We start from the raw sequence: 21,135 nt of genomic DNA, 5'->3' as shown, positions 1-21,135 counted from the left end.
TCAGATGTGTATAAGAGACAGCTACTGTAATACCTATCGTAGGCTTTTTGGTAACGACGGCTGGACGGGCGAAGATGACCGGGCACAAGCCATTGAACGAGTCACCCGATAAGCCACGGGAATTGCCATGGATTTAGGCCTGGCGAATGCCACAACGGCGGTCGTCGGCGGCAGCCGGGGGATGGGTTTGGCGGCCGCCCGTTGCCTCGCCGACGAGGGCGCCAGGGTCGCGGTCATCGGCCGTAGTCGTGACGCGCTCGACTCGGCGGTGGCCGATCTGCAGGCGCGCGGAAGCGCCGATGCGCTTGGGCTCGTCGCCGACATCGCCGACGCCGGCCAGGTCGACGCGGCGTTCGCCGAGCTCGACCGCCGCTGGGGCGGCGAACTCAACGTGCTCGTCAACACGGTCGGTCCCGGCGCGGCGGGCACATTCGACGATCTGACCGACGAGCAGTGGCGCGAGGCCGTCGAAGACGGCGTGCTCGGGATGGTGCGCTGCGTCCGCGCGGCACTTCCGTTGCTGCGCAAGGCGCCATGGGCGCGGATGGTCAACTTCTCGGCGCACTCGACCCAGCGGCAGAGCGTCATGCTGCCCGCGTACACGGCGGCCAAATCGATGCTGACGAGCGTCTCGAAAAACCTCTCACTGTTGTTGGCCAAGGACGAGATTCTGGTCAACGTGGTGTCGCCCGGCAGCATCGCCTCCGAGTCGCTCGTCGGCTGGGCCAAGTCGGTCGGTGTCGACGGCGACGACCCCTACGCGCTGATGGACGCCATTGCCAAACACTTTGGCCACCCCGCGCACATGCCCCGGGCGGGCCTGCCGGAGGAGATCGGGCCGGTGGTCGCCTTCCTCGCCTCGCGGCGCAACTCCTACATGACCGGGGCCAACATCAACGTCGACGGTGGTTCGGACTTCACCTGAGGGTCCGAAAGTCGGCTGAGAAGAAGGAGGTCGCCGTGGCGACGGCAAGCGAGGCGCGCGCGTGGGCGCGCGGGGCACTGCGGGGAATCGGCGACTCCCTCTACACCCCGTTCTGCGGTCCGGACGGGGACGACATCGACTGGGAGGCATATCGGACGCTTGTCCGCTACTGCGTCGGCGACCTCGGACACCCGATGCTGTGGTGCACCAGCGGGCTGTCCGAGTTCTGGTCGTTGACCCTCGACGAGCGAAAGCGCTTGCTGGAGGTGGCAATTGAAGAGGGCCGCGCCGCCAACCCCGACGTTGTCGTGCAAGCGTGCACGGCGGCCATGTCCGCGAAGGATTGTCTGAACCTGACGCTGCACGCCCAGGAGGCGGGCGCCGACATCGCCTACATCCAAACGCCGATGATGGAGGCGCACGGTGGGGAGGGCGTGCTGCGGTTCTTCAAATACATCGCCGCCCGCACCGACATCGCCCTGGGCATGTTTAACTCGCCGTCGTCCGGCTACGTGCTGACCGCGGCGGAAAGCGCGCGGATCTACGACGAGGTGCCCGCGGTGTGCGCCACCAAAGAGGGCGCCTTCCGGCCCGCGAGCAGTCGGCTGCTGCACCAACTGGCCCCCGGCTTGGTGCTCTGGGAGTGCGACAAGACGGTATACCGCGCTGGGTGGCTACGTGACGGCATCGTCTGCCCCGCGCAACTGGGCACCGCGGGCTACCTGTTCGAGACGCCGCGGCGGCGATTGTTCTCCCAGTATTGGGATTTGGTGCAAAACGACAAGCTGCTCGAGGCCATGGACTTCGGCCGTGAGTCGGGACTGGACCAGTTCGACCTCGACGTCGGATCGTGGTGGACCTGCTACCCGGGGCGGCCCGACTATTTCACCCATTGGGGTGGCGCCTTCAAGTACGCCGCCTCGCTGCTGGGCTTGCCAATCGGCTCCTACCCGCATTCCCGCCCGCCGCAAGCGGAGCTGCCGCCCGAAGCCAAGTCCCAGATCGAGCGGGCCTACCGCCGCCTCGGCCTCATCGGCGCGTAGCGGCTCAAAAGGGCTGCCCCACAGTAAAAACCGAGCGGCCCGGCCACCGACGGTGACCGGGCCTCTCGAGAACCGTTTACTGCTGCTCGGCCTTCTCCCGCGCCTCCGCGGCCTTGGCCTTGCCGCGGGCCTTCTCGGCCGCGGCTTCCTTCTTGGCCGCGCTGCGCTGGGCGTCGGCCTTGTCCTGCTGGGCCTGGCCCTCGTTGACCAGATCGTTGCGACCGATGATGGTGCCGACGATCTCCTTGGCCTTGCCGAACACAGCCTCGACGATGCCCTGGATCGCCTCGATCGGGCCGCTCTTGACGTCAACCATGCGTTTCCCTCCCTGGTAGTGGGTATCTGTGTGGGCTTTCCCGATTCGCCGCTGAAAGCAAACGTGGATGGGACGTGGCGCTCGCCACACCCGCGGATGCGAGTCGATCGGGAGGCGTCGGCGACCGCGGTCGCAGGTGCGGTTCAGTGACTCGAAATCCGCAGTTCGGCCGGGGTTCGCGGGGGTCCGGCGGCGGTTGTGGAAAACGGTACCGATAGGTATACAGTATGCGTACAAAATATCGCGCAATCCGGAAGGCGATCGTGAGGAGGTAGCGGGGGAGATGTCCGGCAGCGACGGCGCTTCCGAGGGCGCAGTGCTCTACGAGGCCACCGGCAGCGGCGTCGCGATCGTGACCTTCAACCGGCCGGAGCGCCTCAACGCCTGGGGGCCGGACATCGCCGCCGGGTTCTACTCCGCCATCGACCGCGCCGAACGGGACCCGGCCATCCGGGCGATCGTGCTGACCGGCCGGGGCAAGGGTTTCTGCGCCGGCGCGTATCTGGGCGCGCCGAGTTCCGCTCCGACCTACGGGGACACGATGGAGAAGGCGAGTCAGACCAACCTCGCCGATCTGGTCGGGGAGCGTCCACCGCATTTCGTGACGACGCTGCGCAAGCCCGTCATCGCGGCCATCAACGGCGCCTGCGTAGGCATCGGATTGACCCAGGCGCTGATGTGCGACGTCCGGTTCGCGGCCGCCGGCGCCAAGTTCGCCGCGGTCTTCGCCCGGCGCGGGCTTATCGCGGAGTTCGGCATCTCCTGGATCCTGCCGCGCCTCACCACCTGGGGTGTCGCCCTGGACCTGCTGCTCAGTGGCCGCACCTTCCTCGCCGAGGAGGCGGCCGCGCTCGGCCTCGTCAAGGAAGTGGTCGCGCCCGAGGACCTGATGAAGCGCGCGCTGGACTACGCGGAGGACATCGCCCGCAATTGCTCGCCGGCCTCGATGGAAGTGATCAAGCGGCAGGTGTACGGCGACGCTACCCGCGACGTCGTGGACGCCACGTCGCGCGCCGAGGTGCTGCTGCACGAGGCGATGCCACGGCCGGACGTCATCGAGGGCATCACCAGCTTCCTCGAGAAGCGACCCCCGCAATTCCCCTCGCTCAACTCGACCGACGCTTAGTGTTTCGCCGGTAGGGCCGGAAAGGATGATCATGTCCACCTTGGGTTATCAGGCGATCGACGTCGACAACCACTACTACGAGCCGCTGGACGCCTTCACCCGCCACCTGGACAAGAGGTTCAAGCGCCGCGGCGTGCAGATGGTCAACGACGGCAAGCGCACCTGGGCGGTGATCGGGGATCGGGTCAACCATTTCATCCCCAACCCCACCTTCGACCCGATCATCGTGCCGGGATGCCTGGACTTGTTGTTCCGCGGTGAGATTCCCGAGGGAGTCGACCCGGCCTCGCTGATGAAGGTCGAGCGGCTGGCCAGCCACCCCGAGTACCAACACCGCGATGCGCGGGTGGCCGTGATGGACACCCAGGACATCGAAACGGCGTTCATGCTGCCGACTTTCGCGTGCGGCGTCGAGGAGGCGCTCAAGGGGGACATCGAGGCGACGATGGCGTCGCTGCACGCGTTCAACCTGTGGCTCGACGAGGACTGGGGATTCGACCGGCCCGACCACCGCATCATCGCCGCGCCGATCGTCTCGCTCGCCGATCCGGCCAAGGCGCTCGAAGAGGTCGACTTCGTGTTGGCCCGGGGTGCCAAGCTGGTGCTGGTGCGGCCGGCCCCGGTGCCCGGTGTCGTGAAGCCGCGGTCGCTGGGCGATCGCAGTCACGACCCGGTGTGGGCGCGCCTGGCCGAGGCCGGGGTGCCGGTGGGCTTTCACCTCAGCGACAGCGGCTATCTGCACATCGCGGCGCAGTGGGGCGGCAAGGCGACCTTCGAGGGGTTCGGCGAGAAGGATCCCCTGGACCAGGTTCTCCTCGACGACCGCGCCATCCATGACACGATGGCCTCGATGATCGTGCACGGCGTGTTCACCCGCCACCCCGCACTGCGGGCGGTCAGCATCGAAAACGGTTCGTACTTCGTGCATCGGCTGATCAAGCGGCTGAAGAAGGTGGCCAACAACTACCCGCGGCATTTCCCCGAGGACCCGGTGGAGCAGCTGCGCAACAACGTGTGGATCGCGCCCTACTACGAGGACGATCTGACGGAGTTGGCCGACGTCATCGGCATCGACAAGATCCTGTTCGGTTCCGACTGGCCGCACGGCGAAGGCCTCGAGTCGCCGGTGTCGTTCGCCGACGAGCTCAAGGGCTTCAGCGAGTCCGATATTCGAAAAGTGATGCGCGACAACGCCCTCGAACTGCTGGGCATTCCGGTCGCGTCGACCGTCTAGCCGCTTACGCGATGAGTGAATGGACGGTAGGCGCGGTTCTCGACGCCATCGCAGACGTCGTGCCCGACCGCCTGATGACCGTGTGTGGTGACCGCAAGAGCACGTTCGCCGAATCCGCGCGGCGCACCAACCGATTGGCGAACTATCTGGGCGGCAAGGGGTTCGGTGTCTACGCGGAGCGTGCCGGGCTGCAGCGGTGGGAGTGCGGCCAGGACCGCATTGCGCTGCTGATGTACAACGACCTCTACCCCGACATGCTGATCGGCTGCCTCAAGGCGCGCACGGTCCCGGTGAACGTCAACCATCACTACTCGCCGCGGGAAATCAGCGATCTGCTCGACTACGTCAAGCCCCGCGGCATCATCTATCACCGCTCGCTCGGCGCCCGGTTCGCCGACGTGTTGCCGCCGGCCGGCACCGAGTTGCTGATCTCCATCGACGACGGCAGCGCGGTTCCGCAGCTGCCGAAGGCGGTTTCGCTAGACGACGCCCTGGCGGCCGCCGGCCCCGAGCGCGAGGACCAGGGATCCCCGGACGACCTGATCATGATGTGCACCGGCGGAACGACCGGCCGCCCGAAGGGCGTGTTGTGGCGGCAGAGCGACATGTACGTGTCGTCGATGGTGGGCGCCGATCATGCCAGCGTCACCGAGATCCACGACAAGGTCGCCGGTGGCGGGCAGCCGTGGTTCGCGGTGTCTCCGCTCATGCACGCCGCCGGCATGTGGACCGCCTTCGCCGCGCTTTGCGCGGGCCTGCCCGTGGTGCTCTACGACGACCGCAACAAGCTGGACGTGCGTTCGGTTTGGGAAACCGCCGAGCGCGAGAAGGTGGGCATGATGACGATGGTGGGCGACGCGTACGCCGGGCCGCTGATCGCCGAGCTGCGCGCGCGTGACTACGACCTGTCTTCGTTGCAGGCGATCGGTACCGGGGGGGCCGCGACCAACGCGAAACACAAACGCGCACTGATGGAATGCCTGCCCCATATCACCATCATCGAGGGTTACGGCTCCTCCGAGAGCGGCAACATGGCGTTCGGCCACAGCCGCGAGGGGACCGCCAGCGAGACGTTCCAGCCCAGGGAGGGGGCCACCGTGGTGTCGGCCGACCGCACCCGCTTCCTGCGCCTCGGTGAGCGGGAGATCGGCTGGGCCGCCCGGACCGGCCGCATTCCGCTCGGTTACTTCGGCGATGCCGAGGCCACCCAACGGACGTTCCCGGAAATCGAGGGCCAGCGGGTGGTGATACCGGGCGACCGGGCATCGCTCGAATCCGACGGCACCATTCGCCTGTTCGGCCGCGACTCGCTGGTCGTGAACACCGGCGGGGAAAAGGTTTTCGTCGAAGAGGTCGAGGAAGTGCTGCGCGCGCAGCCGGGCGTCGTCGACGCCCTGGTCGTCGGGCGTCCGAGTGAGCGGTGGGGGCAGGAGGTGGTCGCCCTCGTCGCGGCGCACCCGGACGCGCCCCTGCGCCCAGACGCCCTGCACGACGCGTGCACGGCGCAACTGGCGCATTTCAAGGCGCCCAAGGCCATCATCTTCGTCGAGCAGATCGAACGCCTCGGCAACGGCAAGCCCAACTACCGGTGGGCCAGAGAGCAAGCTACCCAACATGTTCCGGTGACCGCGCTGGTTCCGTCCGACCCTGAAGGAAGTCATGAACACCAAAGCGATTGACTGCCTGGTGAACGTCCACTTCGGGGAGGCCGAATCCCAGCCGACGTGGATGCTCAAGGTCAGGGACGACTATTTCAAGGGGCCCGAGTCGATGTTCGCGCCGGTCGACCTGTCCGAATTGCTCGCCGAGATGGACGAACAGGGTGTGCGCAAGGCGATCCTGATGGACTCGCTCGCCAACCCGTCCACGACCGCGCGCAAGTTCGTCGAAGCCAAGCCCGACCGGTTCGCGCTGGCCATGGGTGGGGTGAACCTGCTGCGCCCGGTGCGGTCACTGCGCGAGCTGACCGCCGTCGCGGGCGAGCTGCCCGTCGCGTATGCCGTAGTGGGGCCTAGCTTTTGGGGTGACGGCCAGTACCCGCCCAGCGACGCGGTGTACTACCCGCTCTACGCCAAGTGCGCCGAGCTCGATCTCCCGCTGTGCATCAACACGGGCATCCCGGGACCGCCCATACCCGGCGAGGTCCAGCATCCCATGCACCTCGACCGGGTCTGCGTGCGCTTTCCCGAACTGCGGCTGTGCATGATCCACGGCGCCGACCCGTGGTGGGACGTCGCCATCCGGTTGCTGCTCAAGTACGCCAACCTTCGGCTCATGACGTCGGCGTGGTCGCCCAAGCGGCTGCCGGAGAGCCTGCTGCACTACATGCGCACGCGCGGTCCCAACAAGGTGATCTACGCGTCGGACTGGCCGGTGTTGCCCATGCGGCGGGTGATACCCGAAGCCCGTGCGCTGGATCTACCCGCCGAGGTGCTGGACAACTACCTTTACAACAACGCGCAGGACTTCTTCTTCGGGAAGGACGATTAACGATGGACCGCTTCGAACTACGCAGACTGGACTACAGTCTGTCGCCCGACCATGTGGCCCTGCAGGATGCGTACAAACAGTTTTTCAAGACCCACTGTTCGATCGAAACCGTCCGCGCCGCAGAGCCGTCGGGTTTCGACAAGAACCTGTGGGAGAGGCTGTGCGGGATGGGCGCGACCACGATGGCGCTGCCCGAGTCGTGCGGCGGGGACGGCGCCACCCTGGTCGACCTCACCCTGGTGGCCGAGGAACTCGGCCGGTCGCTGGCACCGGTGCCGTGGATCGACCACGTCTGCGCCGCACGGCTGCTGGGGCGTCTGGGCGCCGACGTCGCCGGGGTGGCCGAGGGAGAACAGCTGGCCGCGCTCGACCCGCGCATCGACGCCGGCCGCGGCCCGCGGCTGATCCCCTCCGGGTCGATCGCCGACCAGATCATCGTGCGCGATGGCGACGAGGTCGTGCGCCTGACCTTCGCCACCCGCCCGGCGAAGGTCGACAACATCGGCCGCCTGCCGATGGCCTGGGTGGACCCGGCCGCGGCGGATGCGCGTGAGACCCTCGCCGCGGGGCCCGACGCGACCGCGGCTTACCTACTGGCGCTGGACGAGTGGCGGCTGTTGACCGCGGCGGCGCTGGTCGGGCTGGTGGAGGAGACCATGACCATCGCGGCCGAGTTCGCCAAGACCCGATACACGCTGGGCGTGCCCATCGCCACCCTGCAGGCGATCTCGCATCCACTGGCGAACATGGCCATCACCGTCCAGGGCGGGCGGAACCTGGCGCGGCGCGCCGCCTGGTTCCTGGACAACGAACCCGGCGAGCGTCCCGAATTGGCGCCGTCCGCTTTCGTTTTCATGGCCGAAGAGGCCGCCAGGGCGGCCACGATGGCCGTCCACATCCAAGGCGGCCTCGGGGTCTCCTCGGAAGCCGCCGCGACGGCGTACCTCGTGCGAGCCCGGGGATGGCCACTGGCGGGCGGCGATCCGGGCACCGCGGCCAAGCGCATCGCCGAGATCGTGGCCGCCCGCGAGGCCCAGCCGGCCTAGGAAGGAGCGCACCATGGATTTCTCCCGCGTCGAGCTCTCCGACGAGGACAAGGCATTCCGCGACGAGGCGCGCAGCTTTCTGGCCACGCACATGACCGAAGAGGTCAGGCGCCGGGACCGGGAAACGGGCGACAATTTCGACGAGGGCCTGCACCTGAAGCTGGGCGCCGCAGGCTATTTGGCGGCCGAGTGGAAGCCCGAATCCGAGGGCGGTTTCAGCCGGGTGCGGCGCCGGGTCTGGGAGCTGGAGAAGCGGCGGGTGCACGTTCCCTGGGTGACGTGGGGGACCACCGCGATGGTGGCCCGTTCGGTGGACAAGTTCGGGTCGCCGCAACTGCGCGAGGAGGTGCTGCCGAAGGTCTTCAGCGGCGAGGTGCGGTTGTGCCTCGGCTACACCGAACCCGAGGGCGGCTCCGATGTCGCCACCTGTAAGACGCGAGCGGTACGTGACGGGGACGAATGGATCATCAACGGCTCCAAGATGTTCACCACCGGCGCCCACAACTGCCAGTACGTTTTCCTGATCACCAACACCGCCCCCGACGCGCCGAAGCACAAGAGCCTGACCATGTTCCTGGTCCCGCTGGATTCGCCGGGCATCGAAATCCAGGGCATCCGCACGGTGGACGGCGACCGGACCAACATCGTCTACTACAGCGACGTCCGGGTGGCCGACAAGTACCGGCTGGGCGAGGTGAACGGCGGCTGGACGGTGCTGCGCGAACCGCTCAACGTCGAGCACGGTGCCGTCGCCGCCGCGCCGGACGGGCTGCAGGACACGTCAATCATGATGCACCAGGCCGGATTTCTGTCCCAGGCCGTGGACCGGGCCGCGGCGGCCGTGACACGACCCGACGGTGACGGGCGCCGGCTCATCGACGACAGGTCCGTCGCGTATCGGCTGGGCCGCTGCGTTGCCCGACTGGAGACGGCGCTGGCCACCCCGAGCATCTTCGGCCGGGTCGCCATCGCGCAGACGATGCGTGACATCTCACCGGAACTCATGGACCTCCTCGGCACGGCCTCGACGCTGCCCTTCGGGACCGACGGGGCCGCCGATGACGGCAGCGCCGAATATGCCTACCGATTCGCCCCGCTGGTCGGAATCTATGGCGGCACGCTGGAGGTGTTCCGCAACATGATCGCCCAGTACATGCTCGGTCTGGGCAAGCCCGCGTACGCGCCGCCGGCCAAGAAGGCGGGTTGAATCGCGCGCCGAACGTGCATTCAGGGCGGGAAATCAGCCCACTTTTCGCCCTGAGTGCACGCTCGGCGCAAGCTCAGTCAGGCAATGGCTCCCGATTCCTTCAGTTTCTCGATGCGGTCCCAATCCATGCCCAGCTCCATCAGCACGATCTCGGTGTGCTCGGAGGCCTGCGGTGCCCGCGTGGTCACCAGCGGCTCGTGGTTGAACTGCACCGGGCCGCGCACGACGCGGAAAGGCTTTCCGCCGCTGGCGAGCTCGACCTCGCTGACCATGTCGTTGGCCAGCGCCTGCTCGTCTTCGACCAGGTCGAGCAGGCTCTGGAACGGCGCCCACTGGCCCTTCATCGTCTTCAGGTGTTGCCGCCAGTAGTCGAAGGGCTTGGCGGCGAAGGCCTTTGTGATCAGCTCGGCGGCCGCGCTGGCGTTCTGGATCAGGGGCAGCACGTCGGAGAAGCGGGGGTCGTCGGCCGCCTCGGGGATGCCGAGATGCTCGAACGTGTCGCGGATCAGACCGGTCGGGCTGATGATGCACAGGTTGATGGTGCCGCCGTCGGAGGTTTCGTAGTTGCCCATGAAGGGGTTCACCGACACCGCGCCGGCGGCGCCCGGCATCGGGGTGCGCATCACCTGTCCGGTCTCCATGCCCTGCGTCACGCTCGCGCCCGCCGCCCACCACGCGGTGCTCAGCAACGACACGTCGAGCTCGAGGGCTTCGCCGGTGCGCTCGCGATGCAGCAGCGCCGCGGAGATGCCGCCGGCGATGAACATGCCGCCGATGGAGTCGCCGAACGCTGGGATGCCTTGTCCCAGCGCACCACCCAGCTCCTCCGGGGTCAGCGCGTACCCGATGCCGCTGCGCGTCCAGAACGCCGTCCCGTCGTAGCCGCCCGTGTCACGCTCGGCGCCCTTGTCGCCGTATGCCGAACCGCGCGCGTAGACGATGTTCGGGTTCACCGCGCGAATGTGCTCCACATCGAACCTGTGCTTCTGCCGCTGTGCCGGCATGTAGTTGGTGAGGAATACGTCGGAGGTCTTGGCCAGTTCGTAGATCACCTCCTGACCGCCCGGCGTCGAGACGTCGATCCCGACGCTGCGCTTGCCCCGGTTGGGATGTTCCATCAGCGGGTGCCGCTCCGGATCGAGTTGGATGCCACCCATGTTGATGAAGCCGCGTTGGGTATCGCCGCGCAGCGGGTGTTCGACCTTGATGACGTCCGCGCCCCAGTCGGCCAGGATGGCGCCCGCCGCCGGGACGAAGGTGAATTGCGCGAGTTCCAGGACCCGGAAGCCCGACATAACTTTGACCATTTTCGGGACCCTACTTGGCGTCGAACGTCACGGGAAGCGAAGTCGGCGAACGGAAGGGCTGGCCGTGGATGTGGGGGTCGTCGTCGGTCACCAAGCTGACGTTGGTTACCCGATCCAGCAGGCACTCCACCGCGACGCGGGTCTCCAACCGCGCCAGGTGCAGACCCAGGCACGTGTGCTCGCCGGCGGCGAAGGAGATGTGCGGCAGGTGCTTGCGGAAGATGTCGAACTGCTCCGAGCGCTCCCAGCGCCGCTCGTCGCGGTTGGCGGCCCCGATGCACACGCCGATCACCGACCGCGCCGGAATCTCGACGCCCTCCAGTTCGGTGTCCTCGGTGGTGAAGCGCTGCACGGTGGTCAGCGGCGTCTCGAAGCGCAGTCCTTCATCGATCGCCTGCGGCAACAGCCCGGGGTCGGCTTGCACCGCGGCGAACTGGTCGGGATGAGTGAGCAGCAGGTAGAGCAGGTTGCCCGACGAGCGGTACGTGGTCTCCAGCCCGGCCGGCAGCAGCAGCCGCAGGAAGGAGTAAATGGCTTCGTCGCTTAGCTTTTCGCCGTCGATCTCCGCGGTGACCAGATCGCCGATGATGTCCTCGGTGGGAGTGGACTTGCGCCGTTCGATCTGCCCGACGAAGTAATCCTTGAGCGCCGCCGACGCTTCAAAGGCGCGCTCATAGTCGACGTGGTAGCTGATCAATTGCACGGCGCGCTTACGGAACGTCGGCAGATCGTCGGCGGGCAATCCGAGCAGTCGGGCGATGACGCGGGTGGGAAACTCGAAGGTGAAATTCCGGACCAGGTCGGCTTCGCCGTTGTCGATGAACTCGTCGATCAGCGCGTTGCAGATCGGCCGCACGATGGTGTCCTCCCAGCGGGCCAGCGCCTTGGACTTGAACGCCGCGGACACCAGGTTGCGATGGTCGCGGTGCTTCTTTCCCTCCATCGCCAGGATGGTCGGCCCCATGAATAGGCCGATCGTCTTGTCGTACGGCGCGGAGCTGAACACCCGGCCGTCCCGAAACACCTTGTTCACCGCTTCGAAGGAGACCGCGGAGTACTCGCGCTTGGGCATCAGCGCCTCGGGCGTCTTGGAGTAGTCCATCACCGTCCCCCGAAAAACCCCGGCCTCGCGGCGCTTACGGGCGAAGAACGGGTAGGGGTCGCGCAGGCTGACGGTCTGACCGTCGGCATCGGCGGCGGCGTGGACGTGGGTCGTCACGCGTATGATCGTACTGTAATTCTTACAGTAGACAATATGGGCTAACCGTAGAAGTCGCGAACCTCCTCAGCCGTTCGCCGCCTGCTCGCGCGCCCAGCGGTAGTCGGCCTTGCCCGACGGGCTGCGCTCGATCGCCGGGCGAAACACGATCGCTTTGGGAAGTTTGTAGCGGGCCAACGATTGCGCCGCGTGCGCGATCAACTCGTCGGCGTCCGCCCGGGCGCCTGGCGTCACGGCGACGACGGCGACCACCTCCTGGCCCCACCGCTCGCTGGGGCGCCCCGCCACCAGCACGTCGGCCACGGACGGATGCGAGGCGATCGCGGTCTCGACCTCCTCGGCGAAGATCTTCTCGCCGCCCGAGTTGATCGTCACCGAATCGCGGCCGAGCAGTTCGACGCTGCCGTCGGCGCGGTGCCGCGCCCGATCCCCGGGAATCGCGTATCTCACGCCGTCGATGACGGGAAATGTCTTGGCGGTCTTGGCCGCGTCGCCCTTGTAGCCGAGCGGCACGTAACCGCGCTGCGCCAGCCAGCCGATACCGTCGTGACCCGGATCCAGGATGGCGCCCAGGTCCTCGGCGGCCACGAAGGTGTCCGGCCCGGCGTTGAAGGTGCCCGTCGACACGGCCCCGGACGTCGACATGTGATGCATCTGCGCGCCGGTCTCCGAGGAACCGACGCCGTCGACCACCACGGCGTTCGGCAGGACCTCGATCAACCGCTGCTTGACGAACGGGGTGAGCAGCGCACCGCCGTTGGCCACCACGGCCAACGACGACACGTCCGCGATCCCCTTCTCGATCGCGGCGACCAGCGGGCGCGCCATCGCATCACCCACCACCGTCACCACGGTCACCCGCTCACGCTCGATGGTGCGGACGACCTCCTCTGGGTCCAGGTGATCGACCACAGCGGGGAAAACGACGGACTGCCCGGTCGTGATGGCCGTCATCACGCTCCACTGGGCCGCGCCGTGCATCAGCGGCGGCAGGATCATCAACTTGGTGCCCGGACCGGCGAGGACCCCGGCCGCGATCTCCTCGACCGAGCCGAAGGGCTCACCGGTCATCAGATTGCGTCCGCCGAACGACGTCATGAAGATGTCGTGCTGGCGCCACAGCACGCCTTTCGGCATCCCCGTCGTGCCGCCCGTGTACAGGACGTACAGGTCGTCGGGGGAATGCTGCAGCGGCGGTGGCTCCGGTGCGCACGACGCGATGGCCGACTCGTAATCCACTGCACCGTATAGCAATTCGTTGCCCGAGTCGTCGGCGATCTGGATCAGCACCCGCAGCTGGGGGAGATCGGGCAGGATCTCGGCCACCCGCGGCGCGAAGGCCGCGTGATAGACCAGGGCGGTCGCCCCGGCGTCGGCCAGCAGATAATGCAGCTCGTTCTTGACATAGCGGAAGTTCACGTTGAACGGGGCGACTCGGGCTCCGAACGCGCCGAGCAGCGCCTCGACGAATTCGTTCCCGTTGTACGCATACACGCCCAGCAGGTCCTGGCCGACCTCGTGGCCGGCGAGCGCCGAGCGTTCGGTGCGGCACCCCAGCCCGCGAGAGTGCAGGTACGCGGCGAGGCGGTGTGAGCGTTCGATCACCTGTTGGTAGCTGTACCGCCGTGCGCCTTGAATCAGCAATTCCCGATCGGGGATTGCGGCCGCGACGGCGGCCGCGACGCCGGGAACCGTGAACTGTGTTTCCGTGTCGGACATTTCGCCTTTCAAGGCTGGTGCGGGAGCAGTCGGACCATCAGGCCGTTCGCTTCGGTGAGCAGCGTGCCGTCGGCGGCCGTCATCGTAGCCGAGATGAAGATCTTCCTGCCGTCGATGTCGGTGATGCGGCCGGCCGCCGTCAGCGGCTCGTCGATCGGGGTGATGTTCCGGTAGTCGACGTGCAGGTAGGCCGTTCGGGTGGGTGGAGTGCCGGCGGTGGAGACCACCATGCCGAGCAGCCAGTCGTAGAAGAGGGGGATCATGCCGCCGTGCACGGCGTTGTTCCCGCCCACGTGCGACCGGGTGAAATGCCCCGACATGGTGACGCCGTTCGGCCCGGACTCGGTGATGGTCCACGGCGGCATCAGGGGATGCCCCAGGCCGGGTAGCTCGAGGACGCGGCCGGCCGGCGCCAAGCCTTCGGGCACCTGATGGCCGTCGAGTAACGCACACGCGTTCTCGATGTGCCGGGCGGCGGCGGTCCACGCCGAACTGTCCGGGTTGCTGGCTACGGTCAGATCCTGCAAGCGGCGCAGCGCGGTGACGAATCGGCCCAGGCCCGGCGGCGCGTGGTCGGCGGGCCTGATGTCGGGGAATCCGCCGCGGACTCCGGGCTCGGTGTCGGTCATTTCGGGGCCCACGTTCGGAGCAACTCGTCGGTGGTGGTGATGGTCGCGAGCAACGACAGGGTGTTGGCGATGACGGCCTCTCCATATTCGGTGGGTATGCCGGCGACCGCATCGCGGGGCACCACGACGCGGTAGGCGGCGTTGACGGCGTCCATGACGACGTTGGGGATCGCGATGTTCAGCGACACGCCGACGATGACGATGGTGGACACCCCGAGGTTGCGCAGTACGGCATCCAGATCGGTGCCGCCCATCGGTCCGACGCCGTGCCAGCGACTCAGCACCAGATCGCTTGGCTCCGGTCCTAATTCGGGCAGCAGGGCGGCCCCTGCGGTGCCCGGGGTGATGTTGACCTGCCCCTGGCCCATGGCGAAGATCCTCGCGTTGTGATTGGAACCGAGGCCGTCGGGCCGCCGCTGCACCAGGCAGTGCACGACGCGGACGCCGGCGGCCCGGGCCACGGGCAGCAGCCGCACGATGTTCGGCAGCGCGACCCGGCGCGCTTCCTCGGCCAGCCTGGCCAGCCCTGCGTCGGGCCCGACGACCGCCCCCTGGCATTCCTGGGTGACGATCGCGGTGTGCTCGGGCGCCGCGATTTCGACCAGTTCGCCTGTCATGCCGGCGCGCCCACCCCCGGCCCGACGTCATAGAACTGTGTCGCCCACTTACGCAGTGCCATATACCCTTTCGCGTCCACCTTGGAAAGCGCCGGATGCTCCACGTACTTCTGGTAGCGCCAGATCTGCAGGTCGTCGAAGACGGTGGACAGGAACTGCTTTTCGATCATGTCGCGCAGCTTGCCGTCCGGTACGTCGGAGTCATCGCCCGGAACCCGCGGCCACCAGATCGAGTAGAACAGGTCCGAACATTCATCGTCGACCGGTGTGCAGGTGAAGATCAGCCGGTGGTTCTGCGCCCCCTCGAAGACGCTGATCGCCCCGCCGAGTCCGAACAGGTGGCTGTGGAACCGCAGCGCCAGATCCTCCGGGTTGTCGCTGCGCGCGTCCGGCCAGCCCGCGACGAACTGCCATTCGTGGTCGACGATCTTCCAGTCCAGGACCCGGGGTGTCACCGTGGCGTGGTGCACGTACTCGAAATGGGCGCTGTCGGGGGCATTTTCGGCGACGATCTGCGGATGTACCGGCTCGCGTTCCGCGTGCCGGGAGAATTCCGGGTACGCGCGGTAGTAGGCGGTCGGGTCGGTCTCGAATTGCGGAAATTTCAAGAAGATGTCGGGCATTTCCCACTGCGGTTCTTTGCCGTCCGGGTGATGCCAGATGAACACGCAGTCGTACTGTTCGCGCACCGGGTACACCCGCAGCCGCAGCGCGCGGTTGGGCCGGTCTGGTTGGTAGGGGATGTACCGGTTGGTGCCGTCGGGGCCCCACCGCCAGCCGTGGAACGGGCATTCGACGCAGTCGCCGTCCACCTTGCCGCCGTGTCCGATGTGTGCGCCGAGATGTTTGCAGTGCGCCTCGAGGACGTGCAGCTCACCGGACTCCGCGCGGTAGGCGACCAGGTCCTCGCCGAAGTAGTGCAGCGGGCGCACCTCGCCGACCGGAAATTCGGGCGACCACCCGACCATGAACCACCCGGTGACCTTCCAGGTGAATGGCACTTTCACGCCGGAGCCTCCGATTGCCTGATACTAAGTCCGTTACAGTATAGATTTCAGCAGTCCGGTCCGCGCACGGCAAGGAGTGAAATGACACAGGCGGCTGTCGTCACCCTCGACGTGGCGGTTTCCACGGCGGGTGCCGCCCCGAAGACGGTCCCACCCCTGGCGGGCACCGACAACTTCGCGCCGATGGTGCTGGGTCGGGCGGCGGCATGCCGAAGCTGACGCAAGGCTTTGACCTCGCCAGGGACGCGACCCGTGAGCTCGGCATGTTGCTGCCCCGGACGGTGGCCGGGCTGAGCGAATCGACCGGCTGGGCGCCCGTGTCCCCACGCGGTGTGCGCCAGTTCGGCGAGGTGCTGCTGGATGAGCTTGTGCTGAGTGGCTTTTCACTGATCGGCGGCCAACCGGCGGCGATGCGGCCGCTGGGGGGCTGCGCGGCCGCCGCAGAGGAGTTGTCCGCCCTGGGCATCGACCGCGCGCACGCGGACCCGCCGCCGTTGCGCCCGAGTTCGGTGCGGCGGCGCCGCATCGGCAATCTCGCCTACGAGCGGATGAAGTTCGAGCACGATCCGGGGTTGCCGAAAACGCTGCGAGCCGAGGGCCTGGGCGGGCCCGCGCGTGCGGTGGTGCACCTGTGCCGGCACACCGATGGCCCCAGACCGTGGCTCATCTGGGTGCACGGCGCGGGTCAGGGCGGCACGGAAGACCTGCTGCTGACCCGCATCGGCCGAATCCACCACCAGTTGGGGTTCAACGTCGCACTGCCGGTGCAGCCCGGTCACGGTTGCCGGCGCCGGGAATGGCCGGCCTACCCGGATATGGACCCCTTGGGCAACGTCGCCGGCATGATGCGCTCGGTGTCGGAGATCCGCGCGGTGGTGCGCTGGGTGCAGCCACAGGCGAGTGCCGTTGTGGTGGCCGGTATTTCGATGGGAACTCCGGTCGCGGCGCTGGTTTCACACCTGGAAAGGCAGATCGATGCGGTCGCGCTGTACACGCCGATCCTCGGTCTCAACGCGATGATCGCCAGGCACCTGGGCCGTGGGGGATCGTCGCGGGACGGATTCCGGGAGCTGTTGGCGTCCCCGGACGTGGCGAAGCTGACCTCGGTGATCGATCCGCTGCAGGTCGACCCGGCGCCGGCGCCGGACCGGCGACTCATCGTCGGCGCCTGGCACGACCGGATGGCCATGCGCGAGCCCGCGGTCGCGTTGCAGCAGCGCTGGGGCGGCGAGCTGTACTGGTATGACGGCAGCCATGTGGGACACATCTTCTCCCGGCGGGTGCAGCGGGTGACCGACCGATTCCTGCGCGGCGTGGTCGGCTGATGGCGGCCACGCGCACGGCCCGCGAGGTGGTGGAACTCTACAACCTGGTGGTCTGGAACCAGCACGATCTGGCCCTGGCCAAGGAGTTGTTCGCGGACAACGTGATCCGGCACGAGGTGGGCGAGGCGCACACGCTCACCCGCGAGCAGGCGGTCACCCGGATCAAGGACGTCTGGGCGTTGTTCGACGAGCTGCGCTTCGACCTGAAGGTCGTCGCGGCCGGTGACGACGGCGAGCACGTCGCGATCGTCTACGACTCGTCGATGACCACCAAGGACGGTGCCCAAACCAACGTCGGCAGCATCGAGGTGTTCCGCGTCGTCGACGGGCGGATCACCGAAGTCTGGAATTGCGGCTACCGGCAAGGAGTTTGGAGTTGAGCGAGCGCACCTTGGATGAATTGGGCTACTACCTGCTGGCCGGCGCCGGCGGGGAGGGGCCGGCGACGCTGGTCGACGAGGCCCGCCGCGGCGAGGAGCTGGGCATGGGGACCGCGTTCATCTCCGAGCGGTGGAACGTCAAGGAGGCGTCGAGCCTCGTCGGGGCCGCCTGCGCCGTCACGACCAGGATGCAGATCGCCACCGCGGCAACCAATCACAACACCCGCCACCCGTTGATCACCGGGTCGTGGGCCACCACCATGCACCGGCTCTCCGGCGGGCGCTTCACGCTGGGTATCGGCCGCGGCATCGCGGCGATCTACGGGGCGTTCGGCATTCCGGCGGTCACCACCGCGCAGATGGAGGACTGGGCCCAGGTCATGCGCCGGCTGTGGCACGGCGAGCTGATCTTCAACCATGACGGCCCGATGGGCAAGTACCCGATCCTGTTCCTCGATCCGGACTTCAACGAGGACATCCGGTTGGCGCTGGTGGCCTTCGGGCCGAACACGCTGGCGCTCGGCGGCCGGGTGTTCGACGACGTCATCCTGCACACCTACTTCACCCCGGAGACGCTGCAGCGCTGCGTCAAGACCGTCAAGTCCGCCGCCGAAAAGGCCGGCCGCGACCCGGACAGCGTGCGGGTCTGGTCGTGTTTCGCTACGGTCGGCGACCACCTTCCCGAGGAGTTGCGGCTGAAGAAGACGGTCGCGCGCCTGGCCACCTACCTGCAGGGCTACGGCGACCTGATGGTGCGGACCAACAATTGGGATCCCGCTGTGCTGCAACGCTTCCGGGAAGACCCCGTGGTGACGTCGATCGCCGGTGGAATCGACCACAAGGCCACCGCGGAGCAGATCGAGCACATCGCGACGTTGATCCCCGACGAGTGGCTCGAACCGTCGGCCACCGGGTCGGCCGGCCAATGCGCGGACCGCGTCCGCAAGGAGTTCGACTACGGCGCCGACGCGGTGATCATGCACGGCGCCACCCCGGACGAACTGGAGCCGGTGATCGCGGCGTACCGGGCGGGGGAGTAGCGCCGGTCAGGGCATGATGACGGTCCGACTGACCGGCTCCGCGGCGGCCTGCCGGCTGGACAGTCCACGAAGCAGCGCACCGAGTAAGGCATCGCGGGTCTCCCTGGGATCGATGAGTTCGTCGAATCCCAGATGTTCGGCCGAGCGATAGGACGCCTGCAGCTCGGCGTCACGCAGTTTCGCGGTGATGTCCTCACCGGCATGCGTCGCCCGGCCCAGCGCCGCCGCGCTCATGGCGCCCATGGTCGCGCCGGGGTAGGCGAAGGTCGCGCTCTGGTGATCGAAACCCAACAGCGACATGACCATCGAGCCGAATCCGTAGGCCTTGCGCAAGGTGAGATGCAGCTTGACCGTGGTGGCCGCGGTCTGGGCGGCGAACATCCGCGCGCCGGCGCGCAGCACCCCGCTGCGTTCGGAGCGGCTGCCGGGCAGCATGCCCGGGTTGTCGGCAAGGAAGACGATGGGTAGGTGGAACGAGTCGGCCACCAAGATGAAATGCGCCGCCTTGTCCGCGGCGTCGGCGTCGATTGAGCCGGCGATCACCTGGGGCTGGTTGGCCACCACCGCGACCGGATGCCCGCCCAGATGCGCCAGCGCGCAGATGATCGCCTTGCCGTACTGTGGCTGCACCTCGAACCAGTCGGGCCGGTCGAAGATCACGTCGAGGACGGCGCGCATGTCGTACACGCGGCGGTTGTCGCGCGAGACGATGTCGAGCAGTTCGGGCGTCACGCGTGGCTCGCTGTCCTGGTCCGGCGGTAGCGGCGCAGGGTACGACCACGCGCTGCGCGGGAAATACGACAGGTACCGCCGGATGTCGGCGATCACCGCTTCGTCGTCGTCGGCGACGTTGTGGATCACCCCGCTCGGCAAGGCGGTGACGGGTCCGCCGAGGTCCTCCTTCGAGATCTCTTCTCCGGTGGACTCTTTGACGACCGGCGGTCCGGCGGTGAAGATCGCGCCCTGGGCGCTCATGATCCGGAAGTCGCAGACCGGGGCGACGAGCGCGCCATGCCCGGCAGACGGGCCGAGCACGGCGGCGACGGTCGGCACCCGGCCCGAGCACTGCGCCTGGGCGAGCAGATCGGTGGGGGTGCGGCCGTAGTGTCCGCCGCCGGGACGGAAGCCGGCGCCTTCCAGCAGCATCACCAACGGAATCCTGTCGCGCAGTGCGAGTTCGGCGATGCGGTAGCGCTTGGAGTTGCCACCGGGCCCGATGCTGCCGGCCATCGTGGTGAAGTCCTCGGCGCCCAGCATCACCGGCGAGCCGTTGATCAAGCCGGAACCGACGACGATCCCGTCCGCGGCCACCTGGCCCCCGACCAGGGTGCCGATCTCGCGGAACGTCCCCGGGTCGAGGAGGCGCTCGATGCGCGCGCGGGCGTCGAGCTTGCCCTTGCCGCGGTGCTTGTCGAGCCGCTCCGGTCCGCCCATGTCCCGTGCGTGCTGACGGCGCCGCCCGAGGTCGTCGAGCGTTTCTCCCCAGTCCTGGGTGTTCGGCATGCCTATGTCCTACCTCATCGAGGTTCTGTCACGCGACCAGATGCGTGTGGTCACATACTGGATTGCTTACTGTAAAGTTACCCGCATGGCCGACGCCGCCCGACTCAAGGTCGACGGGGGCATCCCCAATCAACTCGCACGGGTGACGGACGCGGCCGTGGCCCTGGAACGAGAGGGCTACGACGGCGGCTGGACCGCGGAGACCAGCCATGACCCGTTCCTGCCGCTGCTGCTGGCCGCCGAGCACACGTCGCGGCTCGAACTCGGCACCAACATCGCGGTGGCTTTCGCCCGCAACCCGATGATCGTCGCGAACATCGGTTGGGATCTGCAGGCGTACTCGAAGGGCCGGTTCATCCTCGGCCTGGGCACCCAGATTCAACCGCACATCGAGAAACGCTTCAGCATGCCGTGGAGCCAACCCGCGCGCCGGATGCGCGAGTTCGTCGCCGCGCTGCACGCGATCTGGTCGGCGTGGCAGGACGGCGGCAAGCTGCGTTTCGAGGGCGACTTCTACACGCACAAGATCATGACCCCGATGTTCACGCCGGAGCCGCACCCCTACTCCGTCCCCAGGGTTTTCGTCGCGGCGGTGGGCGAGGCGATGACCGAGATGTGCGGGGAGGCCGCCGACGGTCACCTGGGGCATCCGATGGTTTCCAGGCGCTACCTCGACGAGGTCACCATGCCGGCGTTGCTGCGTGGCATGCAGCGAGCCGGCCGGCGCCGCAACGACTTCGAAGTGTGCAGCGAGGTGCTGATCGCGACCGGCGAGAACGAGGATGAGCTGACGGCAGCCACCGCCGCGGTGCGCAAGCAGATCGCCTTCTACGGGTCGACGCCCGCTTACCGCAAGGTCTTGGAGTTGCACGGTTGGGGCGAGGCGCAGACCGAACTGCACCGGCTGTCGCTCGCGGGCGAGTGGGACACGATGGGTTCGCTGGTCGACGACGAGATGCTGGCGGCCTTCGCGGTGGTCAGCCCCTGTCTCTTATACACATC

Annotated in this window: 21 protein-coding genes; 13 read left to right on the top strand and 8 right to left on the bottom strand. The window is 67.6% G+C overall.

Annotated features, from left to right (window positions below):
- Nucleotides 1-127: 127 nt before the first annotated feature.
- The gene (locus WU80_RS18685; protein WP_055404618.1) at nt 128-925 is read left to right on the top strand and encodes an SDR family NAD(P)-dependent oxidoreductase; all 798 of its coding nucleotides are present in this window, start codon (nt 128-130) and stop codon (nt 923-925) included.
- 35 nt (nt 926-960) lie between these two features.
- Complete coding sequence (locus WU80_RS18680) at nt 961-1,968, top strand: dihydrodipicolinate synthase family protein (protein ID WP_055404617.1); 1,008 nt, start codon at nt 961-963, stop codon at nt 1,966-1,968.
- 76 nt (nt 1,969-2,044) lie between these two features.
- Here the strand turns inward: WU80_RS18680 and WU80_RS18675 are convergent, their stop codons facing one another.
- Nucleotides 2,045-2,284, bottom strand: a complete 240-nt coding sequence (locus WU80_RS18675; RefSeq protein WP_055404616.1) for a CsbD family protein — start codon at nt 2,282-2,284, stop codon at nt 2,045-2,047.
- Between the two features lie 283 nt (nt 2,285-2,567).
- Here WU80_RS18675 and WU80_RS18670 point away from each other — a divergent pair, with 283 nt between their 5' ends.
- Genes WU80_RS18670 through WU80_RS18645 form a run of 6 tightly spaced genes read left to right on the top strand, consistent with a single transcriptional unit; the run spans nt 2,568 to nt 9,387 of the window.
- On the top strand, nt 2,568-3,410 hold the full coding sequence (locus WU80_RS18670; RefSeq protein ID WP_055404615.1) for an enoyl-CoA hydratase: 843 nt from the start codon (nt 2,568-2,570) through the stop codon (nt 3,408-3,410).
- A gap of 31 nt (nt 3,411-3,441) precedes the next feature.
- Nucleotides 3,442-4,644, top strand: coding sequence for an amidohydrolase family protein (locus tag WU80_RS18665; RefSeq protein ID WP_055404619.1), 1,203 nt, complete (start codon nt 3,442-3,444; stop codon nt 4,642-4,644).
- An 11-nt stretch (nt 4,645-4,655) separates the two neighbouring features.
- Nucleotides 4,656-6,323 carry an acyl-CoA synthetase gene (locus tag WU80_RS18660; RefSeq protein WP_055404614.1) on the top strand — a complete coding sequence of 556 codons (1,668 nt, stop codon included), beginning with the start codon at nt 4,656-4,658 and terminating at the stop codon, nt 6,321-6,323.
- Nucleotides 6,304-7,134, top strand: a complete 831-nt coding sequence (locus WU80_RS18655) for an amidohydrolase family protein (RefSeq protein WP_055404613.1) — start codon at nt 6,304-6,306, stop codon at nt 7,132-7,134. The genes WU80_RS18660 and WU80_RS18655 overlap by 20 nt, the downstream gene beginning before the upstream one ends.
- A gap of 2 nt (nt 7,135-7,136) precedes the next feature.
- Entirely contained in the window at nt 7,137-8,180 is a 1,044-nt protein-coding gene (locus WU80_RS18650; RefSeq protein ID WP_055404612.1) for an acyl-CoA dehydrogenase family protein, read from the top strand.
- 13 nt (nt 8,181-8,193) lie between these two features.
- Entirely contained in the window at nt 8,194-9,387 is a 1,194-nt protein-coding gene (locus WU80_RS18645; protein WP_055404611.1) for an acyl-CoA dehydrogenase family protein, read from the top strand.
- Nucleotides 9,388-9,464: 77 nt separating this feature from the next.
- On the opposite strand, the gene WU80_RS18640 is transcribed toward WU80_RS18645, so the two are convergent.
- From WU80_RS18640 to WU80_RS18615, 6 genes are all read right to left on the bottom strand, one after another.
- On the bottom strand, nt 9,465-10,682 hold the full coding sequence (locus tag WU80_RS18640) for a CaiB/BaiF CoA-transferase family protein (protein ID WP_055404610.1): 1,218 nt from the start codon (nt 10,680-10,682) through the stop codon (nt 9,465-9,467).
- 22 nt (nt 10,683-10,704) lie between these two features.
- The gene (locus WU80_RS18635; protein ID WP_055404609.1) at nt 10,705-11,913 is read right to left on the bottom strand and encodes a cytochrome P450; all 1,209 of its coding nucleotides are present in this window, start codon (nt 11,911-11,913) and stop codon (nt 10,705-10,707) included.
- 66 nt (nt 11,914-11,979) lie between these two features.
- Nucleotides 11,980-13,632 carry an acyl-CoA synthetase gene (locus WU80_RS18630; protein WP_055404608.1) on the bottom strand — a complete coding sequence of 551 codons (1,653 nt, stop codon included), beginning with the start codon at nt 13,630-13,632 and terminating at the stop codon, nt 11,980-11,982.
- A gap of 8 nt (nt 13,633-13,640) precedes the next feature.
- Nucleotides 13,641-14,261, bottom strand: a complete 621-nt coding sequence (locus tag WU80_RS18625; protein WP_055404607.1) for a PaaI family thioesterase — start codon at nt 14,259-14,261, stop codon at nt 13,641-13,643.
- A complete protein-coding gene (locus WU80_RS18620) occupies nt 14,258-14,878 on the bottom strand; it encodes a cysteine hydrolase (protein ID WP_055404606.1) in 621 nt (206 codons plus the stop codon). The genes WU80_RS18625 and WU80_RS18620 overlap by 4 nt, the downstream gene beginning before the upstream one ends.
- Nucleotides 14,875-15,885: a Rieske 2Fe-2S domain-containing protein gene (locus WU80_RS18615; protein ID WP_055404605.1), complete on the bottom strand. Its 1,011-nt coding sequence runs from the start codon at nt 15,883-15,885 to the stop codon at nt 14,875-14,877. Before WU80_RS18615 ends, WU80_RS18620 begins: the two co-directional genes overlap by 4 nt.
- 81 nt (nt 15,886-15,966) lie before the next feature.
- Here WU80_RS18615 and WU80_RS25940 point away from each other — a divergent pair, with 81 nt between their 5' ends.
- The 4 genes from WU80_RS25940 to WU80_RS18600 are packed head-to-tail and all read left to right on the top strand — an operon-like array spanning nt 15,967 to nt 18,630.
- On the top strand, nt 15,967-16,104 hold the full coding sequence (locus tag WU80_RS25940; RefSeq protein ID WP_156349658.1) for a hypothetical protein: 138 nt from the start codon (nt 15,967-15,969) through the stop codon (nt 16,102-16,104).
- Nucleotides 16,092-17,210: a PHB depolymerase family esterase gene (locus WU80_RS18610; RefSeq protein WP_055404604.1), complete on the top strand. Its 1,119-nt coding sequence runs from the start codon at nt 16,092-16,094 to the stop codon at nt 17,208-17,210. The genes WU80_RS25940 and WU80_RS18610 overlap by 13 nt, the downstream gene beginning before the upstream one ends.
- A complete protein-coding gene (locus WU80_RS18605) occupies nt 17,210-17,590 on the top strand; it encodes a nuclear transport factor 2 family protein (RefSeq protein WP_055404603.1) in 381 nt (126 codons plus the stop codon). Before WU80_RS18610 ends, WU80_RS18605 begins: the two co-directional genes overlap by 1 nt.
- On the top strand, nt 17,587-18,630 hold the full coding sequence (locus tag WU80_RS18600; RefSeq protein ID WP_055404602.1) for a TIGR03857 family LLM class F420-dependent oxidoreductase: 1,044 nt from the start codon (nt 17,587-17,589) through the stop codon (nt 18,628-18,630). Before WU80_RS18605 ends, WU80_RS18600 begins: the two co-directional genes overlap by 4 nt.
- Before the next feature lie 6 nt (nt 18,631-18,636).
- Here the strand turns inward: WU80_RS18600 and WU80_RS18595 are convergent, their stop codons facing one another.
- Complete coding sequence (locus WU80_RS18595) at nt 18,637-20,133, bottom strand: acyl-CoA carboxylase subunit beta (RefSeq protein WP_055404601.1); 1,497 nt, start codon at nt 20,131-20,133, stop codon at nt 18,637-18,639.
- Nucleotides 20,134-20,218: 85 nt separating this feature from the next.
- Between WU80_RS18595 and WU80_RS18590 the strand changes: the two genes are divergently transcribed.
- Nucleotides 20,219-21,135, top strand: a 917-nt coding sequence (locus tag WU80_RS18590) for an LLM class F420-dependent oxidoreductase (protein ID WP_055405809.1), incomplete at its 3' end; no start/stop codon positions are given.

It is taken from the genome of Mycobacterium sp. UM_11 (assembly GCF_001414075.1).
GTDB lineage: Bacteria > Actinomycetota > Actinomycetes > Mycobacteriales > Mycobacteriaceae > Mycobacterium.
Note: the sequence above shows the minus strand (reverse complement) of the source record. Positions and strands in the feature narration are given on the sequence as shown.

Coding starts and splice junctions, on each gene's coding strand:
- WU80_RS18660 (WP_055404614.1), top strand. CDS start 4,656: ATGAGTGAATGGACGGTAGGCGCGGTTCTCGACGCCATCGCAGACGTC.
- WU80_RS18625 (WP_055404607.1), bottom strand. CDS start 14,261: ATGACCGACACCGAGCCCGGAGTCCGCGGCGGATTCCCCGACATCAGG.
- WU80_RS18685 (WP_055404618.1), top strand. CDS start 128: ATGGATTTAGGCCTGGCGAATGCCACAACGGCGGTCGTCGGCGGCAGC.
- WU80_RS18650 (WP_055404612.1), top strand. CDS start 7,137: ATGGACCGCTTCGAACTACGCAGACTGGACTACAGTCTGTCGCCCGAC.
- WU80_RS18595 (WP_055404601.1), bottom strand. CDS start 20,133: ATGCCGAACACCCAGGACTGGGGAGAAACGCTCGACGACCTCGGGCGG.
- WU80_RS18645 (WP_055404611.1), top strand. CDS start 8,194: ATGGATTTCTCCCGCGTCGAGCTCTCCGACGAGGACAAGGCATTCCGC.
- WU80_RS18675 (WP_055404616.1), bottom strand. CDS start 2,284: ATGGTTGACGTCAAGAGCGGCCCGATCGAGGCGATCCAGGGCATCGTC.
- WU80_RS18620 (WP_055404606.1), bottom strand. CDS start 14,878: ATGACAGGCGAACTGGTCGAAATCGCGGCGCCCGAGCACACCGCGATC.
- WU80_RS18630 (WP_055404608.1), bottom strand. CDS start 13,632: ATGTCCGACACGGAAACACAGTTCACGGTTCCCGGCGTCGCGGCCGCC.
- WU80_RS18670 (WP_055404615.1), top strand. CDS start 2,568: ATGTCCGGCAGCGACGGCGCTTCCGAGGGCGCAGTGCTCTACGAGGCC.
- WU80_RS18610 (WP_055404604.1), top strand. CDS start 16,092: ATGCCGAAGCTGACGCAAGGCTTTGACCTCGCCAGGGACGCGACCCGT.
- WU80_RS18605 (WP_055404603.1), top strand. CDS start 17,210: ATGGCGGCCACGCGCACGGCCCGCGAGGTGGTGGAACTCTACAACCTG.
- WU80_RS18665 (WP_055404619.1), top strand. CDS start 3,442: ATGTCCACCTTGGGTTATCAGGCGATCGACGTCGACAACCACTACTAC.
- WU80_RS25940 (WP_156349658.1), top strand. CDS start 15,967: ATGACACAGGCGGCTGTCGTCACCCTCGACGTGGCGGTTTCCACGGCG.
- WU80_RS18655 (WP_055404613.1), top strand. CDS start 6,304: ATGAACACCAAAGCGATTGACTGCCTGGTGAACGTCCACTTCGGGGAG.
- WU80_RS18640 (WP_055404610.1), bottom strand. CDS start 10,682: ATGTCGGGCTTCCGGGTCCTGGAACTCGCGCAATTCACCTTCGTCCCG.